The organism is Streptomyces beigongshangae (assembly GCF_019710745.1).
Lineage (GTDB): Bacteria > Actinomycetota > Actinomycetes > Streptomycetales > Streptomycetaceae > Streptomyces > Streptomyces beigongshangae.
In genome coordinates, this window is the sequence record NZ_JAHKJW010000002.1 from 128,752 (window position 1) to 144,420 (window position 15,669).

The following is a 15,669-nucleotide window of genomic DNA, read 5'->3' on the forward strand; positions in this document are numbered from 1 at the left end:
ACCTCCCCTCCGTCCGTCTCCCCTTCGTCCGTCTTCCCTCCGATCGTCCCTCCTCCGCCCGTCTCTTCCACTCACCTCCCCGCGTCAACCTGAGTTGACATGTCGTGGTGTGTCAATCTAAGTTGACGTCATGACCGAAGCAACGGATCTCGCCGAGCGTGCGGGCGACCGCGATCCGCGGATCGGGCTGCGTGCCGTCTCCGCGTTGCGGCGGCTGCTGGAACAGCTCGAAGCGGTGCAGGTGCGCAGCGCACGGAATCAGGGCTGGTCGTGGCAGGAGATCGCCGCGGAACTGGGTGTCAGCAGGCAGGCCGTGCACAAGAAGTACGGGAGGCAGTGATGTTCGAACGGTTCACCAGGGACGCCCGCGCGGTGGTTCTCGGCGCGGTCGACCACGCCGAGAGGCTGGACGCGGAGACGGTTGAGGAGCAGCACATGCTGCTGGCGCTCCTCGACCGCGAGGCCAGCCGTGCGTCGTTCGCCCTGACGTCGCTGGGGCTCGGCGGGCGCCGGGAGTCCGTCGAGCGGGCGCTGGCCGAGGCACGCCGCCGTGGTGGTCTCTCCCGGGCCGACACGGATGCTCTCTCGGGGCTGGGCATCGACGTCGCGGCGATCGTCTCGCGTGTCGAGGAGGCCCATGGAGAGGGGGCACTGGAGACCCCCGGAGGAGACGGAAAGAGTGAGGGGAGGGGCGGCGGCAAAGGCGGCGGACGGAGCCGGGGGTGGTGGTCCGGGTTCCTCGGCGGACGCCCTTCCTTCGCCCAGGGAGCCAAGGACCTCCTCACGGAGTCCCTGCGTATCGCCCTCGCCCAGCAGGACCGGCACATCGGCGACGAGCACCTCCTCCTCGCCCTCACCGCGCGTCCTGGCGTCCCCGCGGAGGTCCTGGCCGACCACGGAGTCACCTACGCGTCACTGCGACGCGTGCTGTACGGCGGGGGAGAGGCGAAGGCCGGCTGAGGGGTGAGGGTCGGCTGAGGGCGGGGGTCGGTTCCTTTCCGGCGGCCGGGGCCACCTCGGCCGCGCAGCGGCAGAGGTGGCAGAAGCGGTAGGAGTGGTAAGAGCGGCAAGGGCTGCGGGGCGGACGTGCGGACGCCGCTCAGCCCCTGGGCGCCCGCAGCGCCGCTCCTATGTGCGCCGCTGCCGACGACAGATGGCGGCGAGCGTCGCGCAGTTGTTCCTCCGTCACCCCGTGATCGCGGGCCGCGTCGCGGATGTCGTCGCGGAAGCGGTCCAGCAGGCGGTCCAGGTCCCGGGCGGGATCGCCCGTGGAGTCCTCGTGGGCCCAGGAGGGCTCGTAGCCGGCGGGGAAGTCCTCGGGGGTGTCCGTGTAGTCGGGGCGGTCCGCCTTCTTCGGCCCGTGCCCGGTCCTGCTCTCCGCCGCGGACCGGCCGAAACCGAAGTCCTTCCCGAACTCCTTGCCGAAGTTCTTCCCGAAATCGCCGAACTCCTTGGTCAGTTCGGCGAGTCCCTCCCTGACGCCCGTCGGCCAGTCACCCCGGGTGAAGTGGTCCTGCACCTGGTCCTGGACACGCTTGGCGATGCGCTGGAGCTCTTCCTGCGCCTCGACCCGGACCCGCTCCTGGGCCTCCTTGGCCTGATGGCGGACCCGCTGGGCCTCCTCACGGGCGCGTCGGCTCTCGTCCTTGGCGCGCCGGGCCTGCTCCTTCCACTCCTGCTTCACACGGCGCATCTCCTCCTTGGCGACGCGCCATGCCTCGCTGTCCCCCAGGTCCGTGAAGTCCCCGTGGACGCCTTCGTGGCCACCGCTCCCGGTGCCGGCTCCCGCAGCACCCCGCCGGGCCTCGTTAGCGGCTGCCCGCATCTCGCGGCGCAGATCCCCTGCGGCGCCGCGCACATCGGCACGGATCTCCGCGGCGAGCTCGGCGACCGACTCACGGATCTCCAGCTCCAGATCGGCCAGTTCACCGCTGCGGTCGGCCAGCTCGGCACGGCCGGCATCCGTGATCGCGTACACCTTCCGGCCGCCCTCGGTGGTGTGGGTGACCAGGCCCTCCGCCTCCAGCTTGGCCAGCCGGGGGTAGACGGTGCCGGCCGACGGCGCGTACAGCCCCTGGAAGCGCTCCTCCAGGAGGCGTATCACCTCGTAACCGTGGCGCGGTGCCTCGTCGAGCAGCTTCAGCAGGTAGAGCCGCAGGCGGCCATGGGCAAAGACGGGAGCCATGTCAGAGCCCCTTCTGGTGGGTCGGGTCGTCGGGTGCTGTGTTCTGCGGCGCCACGCCGGGTCCGTCGGTGGGGTCGGGCATGGGGTCAGGCGTGGAGTCGGACGCCGGTGGCGCGGAGGCCGGTCCGTGCCGGGGGCCCGTTCCGGTCCCGGATGCGGGACCGGGTTCGGACCTGCCGGAAACCGTGTTCCGCGGCCCGTCCTGCCCGACGTCCGCCTCCTTCCCGAAATTCACTTCCTCGTTCCGTGGCTCGTCCCACGGCTCGTCCTCCGAGGGAGGCCTCCGCAGCAGTGCGATCGAACCGGAGACGGTGGTCGCCTTCAGGCGGCCGTTTCCCGCGCCGAGCCTGCCGGTTATCTTCTTGGCGCCCCACTGGCCACTGACCCGGAGGTCCTCGAAAGCACTGGAGACCGCGCCGCTCGCCGAATCGACCTCGATCTCCGCGTCGGCAGGATGCGGCAGGCGGACGGCGATCTCTCCCGAGATGCTGGTCAGGCTGACATCACTGGCCCGGCCGGTCGGGTCGAGGTCGACGATCACGGAGCCGCTGACCGACTCGACCCGCACGGAAGGGCTGGAGCCCTCGATGACGGTCATGTCGCCGGAGACGGAGTTGAGCCGGAGGTCGCCCGTCAGGGCCTGGGCCTCCACGTTCCCCGACACGGTGTCCGCGCGGACCGGGCCGGAGAGGCCCACGAGCGTGGTGTCGCCGAAGACGCCCTTCACCACGGCCCGCCCGTCGATCCCGGAGACCATGGCGGTGGCGCCGACCACACCCACCTCGACGCGCGTGCGTGCCGGGACGGCCAGGGAGACCACCGCGCTGCGGTGCCAGCCCTTGCGGTCGAGCCACTTGAGGAAGCCCTTCCAGGGCAGGTCCTCATAGGCGACCGTGAGCGTCCCGCTCTCCTGGGTGACCACCAGGGGTGGTCCTTCTATCGAGGACACCTCCAGGTGGGCGGAACCCTCGTCGACCCCCACGACGTTCACCGTTCCATGGGCGATGCGCACGTGGAGAGCCGTCACCGGTTCGTCGAACGTGAGCTTCCTCGGCTCTGCGACGGACCACTCGGACATGGTGCTGACCTCCTCGGCAGGGCGGGACGCGACACGCCATATCGCGTCTTCCAATAGACACGATATATCGCGGGTCCGGGAAGTCAAGGCACTCGTTCTGGTGACCTGCACGGTATGAAGAGGGACAAAAGCAAATATTATTGGCTCATGTCGTTCTGTGCGCCTCAGGGACCGAGCCCGTCCCCCGACCGGACGGCCGGCGCGCTGCTGCTCTGCCGGGCGGAAGCCGACGCGGTCGAACCCGTCGTGCGGTTGCTGCGTGACCGCGTGCTGCTCGTCCCGGCCGGGCGGGAGTGGTGCGTACTGGTTCCGGAGGGGAGGCCCTGGCTGCGGGACGACGAACCGGTGGACCGCGTTCTCGCCGGCTGGGCCACCGCGCTCGCGGTCGCGGCACCCTGGACCGTGCTCGCCCTGTGGTGGGACGCGGACCACAGCGGGTGCACGCTCGCCACGGGTTTCCGGCGGACGGTCGGCTACGAATGGCTCGCGAACGGCACGGCGGTGGGGGAGGACGAGGCGATGCGGACCTTCGCCGCCCGCCTCGGCCTCGACCCGGTCCTGGACGCGCGGTCGCTCGCCTGTCTCACGGAGCCCGACCCCCGGGCCGACGCACGGGGACGTCTGCGTGCTCTGCTCGCTGTTCTGGCCCGGGTGGGGGTCGCACTGCCCGACGGGCTCGAACCCGGCGATCCGGCCGACCGCCTCCACGCGGTGGTCCGTGACCGGCCCGGGGATGTCCGGACGGTCGAGCGGCCCGGTGACGTCCGGACGGCCGAGCGGCCCGGACGGGAGCATGCCGTTCGTGAGGGGCCCGACGCCGTCCGGAGCGGCCGGCCGGGGTCCTGGCCGCCCTGGGCCGGCCCGACCGGTGCCTCCGGAGTCCGGGCTCTCGCGCTCGCGCAGCTGGGGACGGGGGCGGTGCTGGTCGTCCGGGGCTTACGAGGGCGGAGAGGAGCGGGCTGGAGCGCGGCCGGGGCGGTGCTGATGGCCTACGGCGGCCTCGGAGCGGTGTACGGCTTCCTGCAGCCGCGCGACTGCCCGCCCCACGCCTGACGTCCCACACCCCGCGCCCCACGCCTGGGGCCCTGCGCCTGACGCCCTGCGCCTGACGCTCCTCCGCTCCCTGGCCGTCCCCGGACCCCGGGACAGCCGTCCCGCCTACTCCTCGTCCTCGTCCTCGTCGTCCAGGCGGGCCAGCCAGGTCGCCAGGCGCTCCACCGGTACCTCGAAGTCCGGGTTGAGGTCGACGAACGTGCGCAGCTGCTCGGCGAGCCACTCGAAAGTGACCTCCTCCTCGCCGCGCCGCTTCTCCAGCTCTTCGATACCGCGGTCGGTGAAGTACATGCGAAGTGCTCCGTCGTTCTCGCTGAAAGGCTGTACAGCAGGATAGGCGGAACGTATCCGCGGTTTCGCTCCGCACCGGAAGGCCGAAGGGCCGAAGGGCCGAAAGGCCGAAAGATCGAAGGGCCCGCCCCCGAGCCGAAGCTCGGGACCGGGCCCTTCGGCCGTGCGGGCGCTCAGCGCACGCGCGTCCGACGCCTACGCGTCGAACACCTCGCGCACCAGCTGCTCCTGCTCCGCCTGGTGGCGCTTGGCGGAGCCCACCGCCGGGGACGAGCTCGCCGGGCGCGAGATGCGCCGCAGCCGCTCGCCGTGCGGGACGTCCGCGCCGACCGCCAGGTCCAGGTGGTCGATGAGGTTCAGGGCGATGAACGGCCACGCGCCCTGGTTCGCCGGCTCCTCCTGGGCCCACAGGTACTTCTCGGCGTTCGGGTACTTGGCGATCTCCGCCTGGAGCTCGGCACCCGGCAGGGGGTACAGGCGCTCGATGCGGATGACGGCCGTGTCCGTGATGCCGCGCTTCTTCCGCTCGCCGTCGAGGTCGTAGTAGACCTTGCCCGCCGTGAAGACGACCTTCTTGACGGCTGCCGGGTCGACCGAGTCGTCGCCGATGACCGGGCGGAAGCCGCCCGTCGTGAACTCCTCCGCCTTCGACGCGGCCGCCTTGAGGCGGAGCATCGACTTCGGGGTGAAGACCACCAGCGGCTTGTGGTGCGGGTTGTGCACCTGCCACCGCAGGAGGTGGAAGTAGTTCGACGGGAGCGTCGGCATGGCGACCGTCATGTTGTTCTGCGCGCACAGCTGGAGGAACCGCTCCGGACGCGCGGACGAGTGGTCCGGGCCCTGGCCCTCGTAGCCGTGCGGGAGGAGCAGCGTGACGCCCGACGTCTGGCCCCACTTCTGCTCCGCCGACGAGATGAACTCGTCCACCACCGTCTGGGCGCCGTTGACGAAGTCGCCGAACTGCGCCTCCCACATCACGAGGGACTCGGGGCGCGCCAGCGAGTAGCCGTACTCGAAGCCCATCGCCGCGTACTCGGACAGGAGCGAGTCGTAGCAGTTGTAGCGGGCCTGCTCCTCGGAGAGGTACTGCAGCGGGGTGAAGTCCTCGCCGGTCTCCCGGTCGATGAGCACCGCGTGGCGCTGACCGAACGTGCCCCGGCGCGAGTCCTGGCCCGAGAGGCGCACCGGGGTGCCCTCCAGGAGCAGGGAGCCGATCGCGAGCGTCTCGCCCATGCCCCAGTCGATCGTGCCGTCCTCGACCATCGCCGCGCGGCGCTGCAGCTGGGGCAGCAGACGCGGGTGGACGGTGACCCGGTCGGGGATGTTGACCTGGGACTCGGCGATCCGCTTGACGACCTCCTGGGAGACGGCCGTGGTGACCGCCACCGGGAACTCGGGCTTCACGTCCGGGGCGTGCGCCTCGCCGGGCGCGGACGCCGCCTCGCGGACCTCCGTGAAGACCTTCTCCAGCTGGCCCTGGTAGTCCTGCAGGGCCTGCTCGGCCTCCTCCAGGGTGATGTCGCCCCGGCCGATCAGGGACTCGGTGTAGAGCTTGCGCACCGAGCGCTTCTTGTCGATCAGGTCGTACATCAGCGGCTGGGTGAACGCCGGGTTGTCGGACTCGTTGTGACCGCGGCGGCGGTAGCAGATGAGGTCGATCACCACGTCCTTGTTGAACGCCTGGCGGAACTCGAAGGCCAGCCGGGCGACGCGGACGACGGCCTCGGGGTCGTCGCCGTTCACGTGGAAGATCGGCGCCTCGATCATGCGGGCCACGTCGGTGGCGTACATGGAGGAGCGCGAGGACTCGGGAGCCGCGGTGAAGCCGACCTGGTTGTTGATGACCACGTGGACCGTGCCGCCGGTGCGGTAGCCGCGCAGCTGCGACATGTTCAGGGTCTCGGCCACCACGCCCTGGCCCGCGAAGGCCGCGTCGCCGTGCAGGGCGACCGGCAGGACGGTGAAGTCCGTGCCGCCCTTGTTGATGATGTCCTGCTTGGCGCGGGCGATGCCCTCCAGGATCGGGTCGACCGCCTCCAGGTGCGAGGGGTTCGCGGCCAGCGAGACCTTGATCTGCTCGCCGTCCAGGCCCGTGAAGACGCCCTCGGCGCCCAGGTGGTACTTGACGTCGCCGGAGCCGTGCATCGACTTCGGGTCGAGGTTGCCCTCGAACTCGCGGAAGATCTGCGCGTACGACTTGCCGACGATGTTCGCGAGGACGTTCAGGCGGCCGCGGTGGGCCATGCCGACGACGACCTCGTCGAGACGCGACTCGGCGGCGGAGTCGAGCACCGCGTCGAGCAGCGGGATGACGGACTCGCCGCCCTCCAGGGAGAAGCGCTTCTGGCCGACGTACTTCGTCTGCAGGAAGGTCTCGAACGCCTCCGCGGCGTTCAGCCGGCGCAGGATGCGCAGCTGCTCCTCGCGCTCGGGCTTGCTGTGCGGGCGCTCGATGCGGTCCTGGATCCACCTGCGCTGCTTCGGGTCCTGGATGTGCATGAACTCGACGCCGGTGGTGCGGCAGTACGAGTCGCGCAGCACACCGAGGATGTCGCGCAGCTTCATCAGGGACTTGCCCGCGAAACCGCCGACCGCGAACTCGCGCTCCAGGTCCCACAGGGTGAGCCCGTGCTCGGTGATGTCCAGGTCGGGGTGCTTGCGCTGCTTGTACTCCAGCGGGTCGGTGTCGGCCATGACGTGGCCGCGCACCCGGTAGGAGTGGATCAGCTCGAAGACCCGGGCGGCCTTGGTGACGTCGTCGTCGTGCGAGACGTCGATGTCCTTGAGCCAGCGGACCGGCTCGTACGGGATGCGCAGGGCCTCGAAGATCTCGTCGTAGAAGCCGTTCTCGCCCAGCAGGTAGTTCGCGACGACGCGCAGGAACTCGCCGGACGCGGCGCCCTGGATGACCCGGTGGTCGTAGGTCGACGTGAGCGTCATGACCTTCGAGATGCCGAGCTTGTTCAGGGTGTCCTGGGACGTGCCCTGGAACTCCGCCGGGTAGTCCATCGAGCCGACGCCCATGATGACCGACTGACCGGGCATCAGACGCGGGACCGAGTGGACGGTGCCGAGGCCGCCGGGGTTGGTCAGCGAGACCGTGACGCCGGAGAAGTCGGCCATCGTCAGCTTGCCGTCACGGGCCCGGCGGACGATGTCCTCGTAGGCCTGCCAGAACTCGAAGAAGTTCAGCGTCTCGGCCTTCTTGATGCCCGCGACGACCAGCTGGCGGTCGCCGTTGGGCTTCACCAGGTCGATGGCGAGGCCGAAGTTGACGTGCGCCGGCTTGACCAGGGTCGGCTTGCCGTCCTTCTCCGTGAAGGAGTAGTTCATCGACGGCATGGCCTTGATGGCCTGCACCATCGCGTAGCCGATGAGGTGGGTGAAGGAGATCTTCCCGCCCCGGGCGCGCTTCAGGTGGTTGTTGATGACGATGCGGTTGTCGAAGAGCAGCTTCACCGGGACCGCGCGCACGGACGTGGCCGTGGGGACCTCGACGGAGGCGTTCATGTTCTTCGCGACCGCGGCGCCCGGGCCGCGCAGCGTCACGTACTCGGGGCCGTCCGAGGACGCACCGGCCTCCGGCGCGGGCGCGGTCTTGGCCGCCGCGGCGGCCGGCCTGGCCGCGGCGGGCTTCGCCGGGGCGGCGGCCGGAGCCTGGGCCTCGGCCGGGGCGGCAGCGGCGGGCTTCGCGGCCTGGGCCGGAGCGGTCCGGGCAGGAGCCGTCTGGGCAGGAGCCGTCTGGGCAGGAGCGGCCGGAGCCTTGGCCGGTGCGGCCTGCGCCGGAGCCTTGGCCTGCGCCGGGGGTGCGGTCGGGGCGGCCTGCGCCGGGGCGGTGGTTCCCGCGGCCCCCGCGGCCGCGGTACCCGTCGGAGCCGGGGCGGCCGCGCCGCCCGGCTTGTAGTCGGCGAAGAAGTCCCACCAGGCTCGGTCTACCGAATTCGGATCCTGGAGGTACTGCTGATAGATCTCGTCGACGAGCCACTCGTTCGGACCGAACGCCGCGGCGGGGTTCTTCCCGGCTTGGTCGTCGGTGGAGATGCTCGAGTTACTGGGGGACTGTGGCGACACGGCGGCAACCGCCCTCTTCCGCTTCACAAGGTGATGGACAGCGGGAATCAAGGCTACGCCCCCCGGACCGCGTAGGTCAGTCCGGGCCTGGCCATCGTCGCGTAAGTCACATCGGAAAGCGTGTTTCGGCGGCCGAAATGGCGGGAAACAAGCGAGGTTCCGATGCCTGACGCACGCGTCGGCACAGGACCGCGGCCCCGAAAGGCCGAGTTCCCGTGCGACGAACGCACGATGACACGTGTCCTGCTGCCCTATCACGTGGATCTTGGGCTCTCGGTTCGAACCCTACGTCAACCTGTCCGACGGGGTCACTCCCGGAAGAGTGACCCGGATGCGGCAGCCGCGCTCGGATTCGGCCACACCGATCCGGCCGCCGTGCAGATCGACCGCCCAGCGGGCGATCGCCAGCCCCAGCCCCGTACCGCCGTCGCTGCCCGGACCGTGCGGCGCCACGACTCCGCCGCGGTTGAACCGCTCGAACACGCGGTGCCACTCCGAGCGCGGAATGCCGGGACCCTCGTCCAGGACTTCGAGGTCCAGGGACTCGGGACCGTCGCCGCGCCGGGCCCTGACGGTGACACGGCCGTGCGGCGGGCTGTGCTTGACCGCGTTGTCGATGAGGTTGGCGACGACCTGGTGGATCCGCTCCGGGTCCACGTGCGCGGTCAGTTCGGGCGGCGACACGTCGAGGTGCAGATGGACGTCGGTGCGCGTGTGGCTGCCGGAGCCGGAGGCGATGCCCGCGCGCGCGGAGGCCACCATGTTGGCCTCCTTCAGTACGCCGGACAGGTACGGCCACACCTCGAAGCGGCGCTTGCGCAGCGGTACGACGCCGTTGTCCAGGCGCGAGAGGTCGAGCAGCGTCTCCACCAGGCGCCCCAGCCGCTCGGTCTGCTTCAGGGCCGTGCGCATCGTCTCGGGGTCGGCGGCGGAGACCCCGTCCACCACGTTCTCCAGGACCGCGCGCAGGCCCGCGATGGGGGTGCGCAGTTCGTGCGAGACGTTCGCGACGAGTTCCTTGCGCTGCCGCTCCTGGGCCTCCAGGTCGTCGGCCATGCGGTTGATCGTCTGGGCCAGGTCGCCCAGTTCGTCACGGCGGTCGGCGCCCCGGACGCGGCGCGTGTAGTCGCCGTGCGAGATGCCCCGCGCCACCGTGCTCATCTCGTCCAGCGGGGCGGTGATCGAGTGCGCCACGAACTGGGTGATCAGCAGGGTCGCGATCATCGAGAAGACCGTGATGAAGCGCAGTTCCGTCTCGGTGCGCACCGCGATCATCAGCAGACCGGTGGTGATGAAGACCGAGACGACGACCAGGGTGCCGAGTTTCGTCTTGATCGAGAAGGGGCGCATGTCGCCCCAGGTCCCGGTCCCGGAGCCGGGACGTGTGCCGGATGTCGTACCTGTGACCGGAGCCGGAGCCGGAGCCGACGCTGGAGGCGTGATCGGAGCCGGGGCCGGGGCCGCTCCGGAAGAGGTGACCGGGTCGGCGGACGGCCCCGTACCGGCGGACGTCCTCGTACCGGTGGCCGACTTCGCCCCTGCCCCTGCTCCTGCCCCCGCCCCCGGATCCGGTCGTGTCGTCCCGCCGGCCGGCCCCGTGCCCGTCCTGACGCCCTTGCGCAGTGCGCCGAGACCCCTCATGACATCAGCCCCTCGAATCAGGGTGCCCGACTCTAGGGTGTCGGGGTCTCCAGCGCGTAGCCCACGCCGTGCACCGTACGGATCCGCTCGGCGCCGATCTTCCGGCGCAGCGCCTTGATGTGGCTGTCCACGGTCCGGGTGCCGGACGCGTCCGCCCAGTCCCACACCTCGGCCAGCAACTGCTCGCGCGAGAGCACCGCGCGCGGGGTGTTCGCCAGGCAGACCAGCAGGTCGAACTCGGTCGGGGTGAGGTGCACGTCCTCGGAGCGCACCCGCACCCGGCGCTGTGCGTGGTCGATCTCCAGTTCGCCGAGGCGCAGGATGCCTGAGCGCGGCGTGGACGCGGCCAGCGCGGCCCGCTCCACCCGGCGTAGCAGCACGTGCACGCGCGCGGCCAGCTCACGCATCGAGAACGGCTTCGTCATGTAGTCGTCGGCGCCCACGCCGAGCCCGACCAGCATGTCCGTCTCGTCGTCACGGGCGGTGAGCATCATGACCGGCACGGGGCGGGCCGCCTGCACCCGGCGGCAGACCTCCAGGCCGTCGAAGCCCGGCAGCATGATGTCGAGGATCAGCAGATCGGGCTGCCATGCCTCGGCCGTGTCCACGGCGGCCGGACCGTCACCCGCTGTTTGCACGAGGAATCCTTCGGCGCGCAGCCGGGCGGCGATGGCGTCCACGATCGTCGGATCGTCCTCGACCACCAGCACCCGGCGCTGAGCGCCCGGCGTGGCCGCCGTGCCGTTGTGCGAGGTGTGTGTCTGCTCCATCGCCCGCCCCTACGTGTGCTTTCCGGAACCAGTGGGGTGATTCCATGACTGCGCTTGACGCTTGAATGATCGGCGCCAGAGCAGCAGGGTACGGGCAGTGACCACCGCTCGGCTATCCAGGTCTTACCGCGAGATGCACTGCGTCCGGAACGCCTCGGGCAACCGGGATCTCTTCGGTACGCACCTGCCGGAACCCGGCATTCACCAAGGTTCTTGCGAAAACAGGCGAAGGTCTGGCCGACCAGACGGCGAGTACCCCACCGGGCCTCAACACGCGTGCGCACGCGGCGAGTCCGGCCGGTGAGTAGAGGCTGTCGTTGCCCTCCGTGACCGTCCACTCGGGTCCGTTGTCGATGTCGAGGCACAGTACGTCGTACGTGTCGGACGTCTCATTGACGTGCGCGACCAGGTCGACCTCGATGATCTCGGTGCGGGGGTCCGCCAGCGCGCCGGCCGACAGCTCGGCCAGCGGTCCCGACCGGTGCCAGTCGATGATCGCTGCCTCCCGCTCGACGACCGTGATGCGGCCCCAGCGGGGGTCGGCCGCCGCGTGGACGAGGGAGAAGCCGACGCCGAGGCCGCCGATCAGGACCTCGGGGCCGGTGCGCCCGTCCAGCGCGCCCAGCGCGGCGTCGACCAGCAGCCGCTCCGAGCGCCCGTCGGAGGTGTCCATGAGGAAACAGCCGTTGGCGATGATCTGCAGGAGCCCGCCGTGCCGGCGCAGCACCACTTCGCCGTACGGCCCTTCGCGGCGGTCGACGACTTCAGGGCTGCCGACAGGGGCGTACGACGGGTAGGAGGCGTGGTGCGAGGCGGTCATGGGCCCCATCCTGGCAAGTTCACCCCGACGGGGCAGCCGATTTCCGCCGCGAAGCGGGCGGGGCGCGGGGCGCGGGCGGGACCGGTCCCACCCGTACCCCGCGCCGGGCCCCGGCCGACCACCGCCCGACGACCTGGTACTTCCCGGTGCCGATGACCCGCCACCTCCGCGTGTCGACGGTCCGGTGCCGCCGGCCGTCGACGGCGCGGGGACTCCGGGTGCGGGCGGCCCGGCACCTGCTGGTGTCGGCCGTTCAGCCCCCGGCGGGGGACCGCGTCCCCGCGTCGCCCGTGAATCGCGCGCTCGTCAGCCTCGCCTCCACGCGCCACCCCAGTGACTCGTACAGGCTCCGTCCCTCCGGTGTCCCCACCAGGACGCCGGTTCCGGCGCCCCGGGCTACCGCCGCCTGCGCGAGGGTGCGCATGACGAAACGGCCCAGGCCCCTGCGCCGGTGCGCGGGGGCCGTCTCGATCTGGTCGGCGACCGCCGTGGCCCCGGTCGGGGCGATCTGCCCGCGCGCGGCCCACGAACCCTCCGGGGCGGTGACCAGGACGCGGACGACGCCGCCCCGGGACCAGGTGCGCAGCCGGTAGCCGTCCGGTACGGGCGGAGCGGGGTCCCCGGCGAAGGGCGTCGACATCAGACAACCGGGCTCGGGGTCGACCCACCAGCCGCTCCCGAGCCAGGGCGCGACACGGGCGGGCTCCGCGAAGACCTTGAGCCACACCCCCGCCCCGGTCACCGCGTCCGCCACCTTCCGGACCGCGGCCTCCTCGACCCGCTCCTCCGTCGCGCCCAGCACGTGCCGGGTGACGTGCTGCGCCAGGCCCACGTCCACCGTGTATCCCCAGGGCTCGACCACCGGCGGCGCCGCCCCCCGCGAGACCACCCACCCGTCCACCCAGGCCCGCACGGTCCCGTCCTGCACGATCCACCCCCGAAAACGTCCAGCCGTCGGTACACACACTCCGTCGGTACACACACCCCGTCGGTACATGCACTTCGTCGGCACACACTCCGCCGGTACACGCGCCCCTGGTGTGCACACTCTCTGGTAATAGGTCAATCAGTCTTTCAGCTGTTACTGGAACGGGCAATGCGGGGTGGTCGGAGCGGCCCGGCGAAAGTGATCGCTCAGAGCGAACACGGCCGGGGGAACAATCAAGGGCTCACGTGCATTGAGTCGGCATAGCTCAACTTGAATGCCGAAGGGGAGATCATGGCTTTGACGTCCGCACCGCTCACTCTGCCCGTGCTGCCGCTCGACGACGAGGTCGTGCTGCCCGGCATGGTGGTGCCCCTGGACCTGAACGACGCGGACGTCCGCGCCGCGGTGGAGGCCGCCCAGGCCGCCGCCCGTTCCACCGGGGGCAGCAAACCGAAGGTGCTGCTTGTTCCGCGCATCGACGGCACGTACGCGAACACGGGGGTGCTCGGCACGGTCGAGCAGGTGGGCCGCCTCGCCGACGGCGACCCCGGCGCCCTGATCCGCGGCCGCGCCCGGGTGCGCGTGGGCGCCGGGACGACCGGACCGGGCGCGGCCCTGTGGGTGGAGGGCGTGCAGGTCGAGGAGACCGTGCCGGACCCGCTGCCCGGCGCCCTTGCCGAGCTGGTCAAGGAGTACAAGGCGCTCGCCACCGACTGGCTGAAGAAGCGCGGCGCCTGGCAGGTCGTGGACCGCGTCCAGCAGATCGACGACGTGGCCGCGCTCGCCGACAACTCCGGGTACTCGCCGTTCCTGACGACCGCCCAGAAGGTCGAGCTCCTGGAGACCACCGACCCGGCGGCCCGGCTGAAGCTCGCCACCGAGCAGCTGCGCGAGCACCTCGCCGAGCAGGACGTCGCCGAGGCCATCGCCAAGGACGTGCAGGAAGGCGTCGACAAGCAGCAGCGCGAGTTCCTGCTGCGGCGGCAGCTGGAGGCCGTGCGCAAGGAGCTGCGCGAGCTGAACGGCGAGGCCGAGGGCGAGGAGTCCGACGACTACCGGGCCCGCGTCGAGGCCGCCGACCTCCCCGGGAAGGTCCGCGAGGCCGCCCTCAAGGAGGTCGAGAAGCTGGAGCGTTCCAGCGACCAGTCCCCCGAGGGCTCCTGGATCCGCACCTGGCTCGACACGGTGCTGGAACTGCCGTGGAACGAGCGCACCGAGGACGCGTACGACATCCGGGGCGCCAGGTCGGTCCTGGACGCCGAGCACGCCGGTCTGGAGGACGTGAAGGAACGGATCACCGAGTACCTGGCGGTGCGCAAGCGCCGCAACGACCGGGGCCTCGGTGTCGTGGGCGGCCGCCGCGGCGGCGCCGTGCTCGCCCTCGTCGGCCCGCCCGGTGTCGGCAAGACCTCGCTCGGTGAATCCGTCGCCCACGCCATGGGCCGCAAGTTCGTCCGGGTCGCCCTCGGCGGCGTACGGGACGAGGCGGAGATCCGCGGCCACCGGCGTACGTACGTCGGCGCGCTGCCCGGCCGGATCGTACGGGCGGTCAAGGAGGCCGGGTCCATGAACCCGGTGGTCCTGCTCGACGAGATCGACAAGGTCGGTTCCGACTTCCGGGGCGACCCGGCGGCGGCCCTCCTCGAAGTCCTCGACCCGGCCCAGAACCACACCTTCCGGGACCACTACCTGGAGGTCGAGCTCGACCTGAGCGACGTCGTCTTCCTGGCCACGGCCAACGTGCTGGAGGCCATCCCGGAGGCACTGCTCGACCGCATGGAACTGGTGCGGCTCGACGGGTACACCGAGGACGAGAAGGTCGTCATCGCGCGTGACCACCTGCTCCCGCGCCAGCTGGAGCGGGCCGGCCTGGAGAGGGACGAGGTCACCCTCGACGAGAGCGCGCTGCGGAAGCTGGCCGGTGAGTACACCCGTGAGGCGGGCGTACGCAACCTGGAGCGGTCCGTCTCACGGCTGCTCCGCAAGGTCGCGGCGCAGCACGAACTCGGCGAGCGCGAGCTGCCGTTCACGGTGACCGACGAGGACCTGCGCGGACTGATCGGCAGGCCGCACCACGTGCCCGAGTCCGCCCAGGACCCGGCCGAGCGCCGCACGGCGGTGCCCGGTGTGGCGACCGGCCTCGCGGTCACGGGCGCGGGCGGTGACGTCCTCTTCGTCGAGGCGTCGCTGGCCGACCCGGAGACGGGCGCGGCGGGGCTGACCCTCACCGGCCAGCTGGGCGACGTGATGAAGGAGTCGGCGCAGATCGCACTGTCCTTCCTGCGCTCCCACGGAGCCGAGCTGGAACTGCCGGTCGGCGACCTGAAGGACCGGGGCGTGCACATCCACTTCCCGGCGGGCGCGGTGCCGAAGGACGGACCGAGCGCGGGCGTCACGATGACGACGGCACTGGCCTCCCTCCTGTCGGGCCGCCTGGTCCGTACGGACGTGGCGATGACCGGCGAGGTCTCGCTCACCGGCCGGGTGCTGCCGATCGGTGGCGTCAAGCAGAAGCTGCTCGCCGCGCACCGGGCGGGTGTCACCACGGTGATCATCCCGAAGCGGAACGAGCCCGACCTGGACGACGTCCCGGCCGAGGTCCTGGAGAAGCTCGACGTCCACGCGGTGACGGACGTCCGCCAGGTCCTGGAACTGGCGCTCGCGCCCGCGACCAGCGACGCGGCGACGGAGGTTCCGGTGGCGGCGTGACGGACGCCACCGGGCAGGTGAGGCCCGGGTCCCTCTTCGCGAGGGGCCCGGGCCTTCCGCGTGCTCACGCAGGTCTCCGCACCTGTACGTGTACGCGACTACGTGTACGCGACCTGTACGTGT

The 15,669-nt window shown here is 71.2% G+C and carries 12 protein-coding genes; 4 read left to right on the forward strand and 8 right to left on the reverse strand.

Annotated elements, in window-relative coordinates; translation table 11 throughout:
• Positions 1 to 130: 130 nt before the first annotated feature.
• Both KM933_RS01940 and KM933_RS01945 read left to right on the forward strand, forming a co-directional pair.
• Complete coding sequence (locus KM933_RS01940) at positions 131 to 340, forward strand: helix-turn-helix domain-containing protein (RefSeq protein WP_010984411.1); 210 nt, start codon at positions 131 to 133, stop codon at positions 338 to 340.
• Positions 340 to 960, forward strand: a complete 621-nt coding sequence (locus KM933_RS01945; RefSeq protein ID WP_221347996.1) for a Clp protease N-terminal domain-containing protein — start codon at positions 340 to 342, stop codon at positions 958 to 960. Before KM933_RS01940 ends, KM933_RS01945 begins: the two co-directional genes overlap by 1 nt.
• Positions 961 to 1,099: 139 nt before the next feature.
• Here the strand turns inward: KM933_RS01945 and KM933_RS01950 are convergent, their stop codons facing one another.
• Both KM933_RS01950 and KM933_RS01955 read right to left on the reverse strand, forming a co-directional pair.
• Positions 1,100 to 2,185 (reverse strand): PadR family transcriptional regulator, encoded by a 1,086-nt coding sequence (locus KM933_RS01950; protein ID WP_221347997.1) that lies wholly within the window; start codon positions 2,183 to 2,185, stop codon positions 1,100 to 1,102.
• 1 nt (position 2,186) lies between these two features.
• On the reverse strand, positions 2,187 to 3,263 hold the full coding sequence (locus KM933_RS01955) for a DUF4097 family beta strand repeat-containing protein (protein ID WP_221347998.1): 1,077 nt from the start codon (positions 3,261 to 3,263) through the stop codon (positions 2,187 to 2,189).
• A gap of 147 nt (positions 3,264 to 3,410) precedes the next feature.
• Here KM933_RS01955 and KM933_RS01960 point away from each other — a divergent pair, with 147 nt between their 5' ends.
• Positions 3,411 to 4,316: a hypothetical protein gene (locus KM933_RS01960; RefSeq protein ID WP_221347999.1), complete on the forward strand. Its 906-nt coding sequence runs from the start codon at positions 3,411 to 3,413 to the stop codon at positions 4,314 to 4,316.
• 105 nt (positions 4,317 to 4,421) lie between these two features.
• Here the strand turns inward: KM933_RS01960 and KM933_RS01965 are convergent, their stop codons facing one another.
• The 6 genes from KM933_RS01965 to KM933_RS01990 form a co-directional block, all read right to left on the reverse strand.
• Positions 4,422 to 4,607: a DUF6104 family protein gene (locus KM933_RS01965; protein WP_030190019.1), complete on the reverse strand. Its 186-nt coding sequence runs from the start codon at positions 4,605 to 4,607 to the stop codon at positions 4,422 to 4,424.
• A gap of 195 nt (positions 4,608 to 4,802) precedes the next feature.
• Positions 4,803 to 8,678, reverse strand: a complete 3,876-nt coding sequence (locus KM933_RS01970; RefSeq protein ID WP_221348000.1) for a multifunctional oxoglutarate decarboxylase/oxoglutarate dehydrogenase thiamine pyrophosphate-binding subunit/dihydrolipoyllysine-residue succinyltransferase subunit — start codon at positions 8,676 to 8,678, stop codon at positions 4,803 to 4,805.
• Between the two features lie 285 nt (positions 8,679 to 8,963).
• The gene (locus tag KM933_RS01975) at positions 8,964 to 10,028 is read right to left on the reverse strand and encodes a HAMP domain-containing sensor histidine kinase (protein ID WP_221348001.1); all 1,065 of its coding nucleotides are present in this window, start codon (positions 10,026 to 10,028) and stop codon (positions 8,964 to 8,966) included.
• Positions 10,029 to 10,351: 323 nt separating this feature from the next.
• Entirely contained in the window at positions 10,352 to 11,089 is a 738-nt protein-coding gene (locus tag KM933_RS01980) for a response regulator transcription factor (protein ID WP_055509869.1), read from the reverse strand.
• Between the two features lie 112 nt (positions 11,090 to 11,201).
• The gene (locus tag KM933_RS01985; protein WP_221348002.1) at positions 11,202 to 11,909 is read right to left on the reverse strand and encodes a spermine/spermidine synthase domain-containing protein; all 708 of its coding nucleotides are present in this window, start codon (positions 11,907 to 11,909) and stop codon (positions 11,202 to 11,204) included.
• Between the two features lie 253 nt (positions 11,910 to 12,162).
• Positions 12,163 to 12,837, reverse strand: a complete 675-nt coding sequence (locus tag KM933_RS01990; RefSeq protein ID WP_308013217.1) for a GNAT family N-acetyltransferase — start codon at positions 12,835 to 12,837, stop codon at positions 12,163 to 12,165.
• A gap of 291 nt (positions 12,838 to 13,128) precedes the next feature.
• Here KM933_RS01990 and lon point away from each other — a divergent pair, with 291 nt between their 5' ends.
• Positions 13,129 to 15,546, forward strand: a complete 2,418-nt coding sequence (lon, locus tag KM933_RS01995) for an endopeptidase La (protein WP_221348004.1) — start codon at positions 13,129 to 13,131, stop codon at positions 15,544 to 15,546.
• Positions 15,547 to 15,669: the final 123 nt, after the last annotated feature.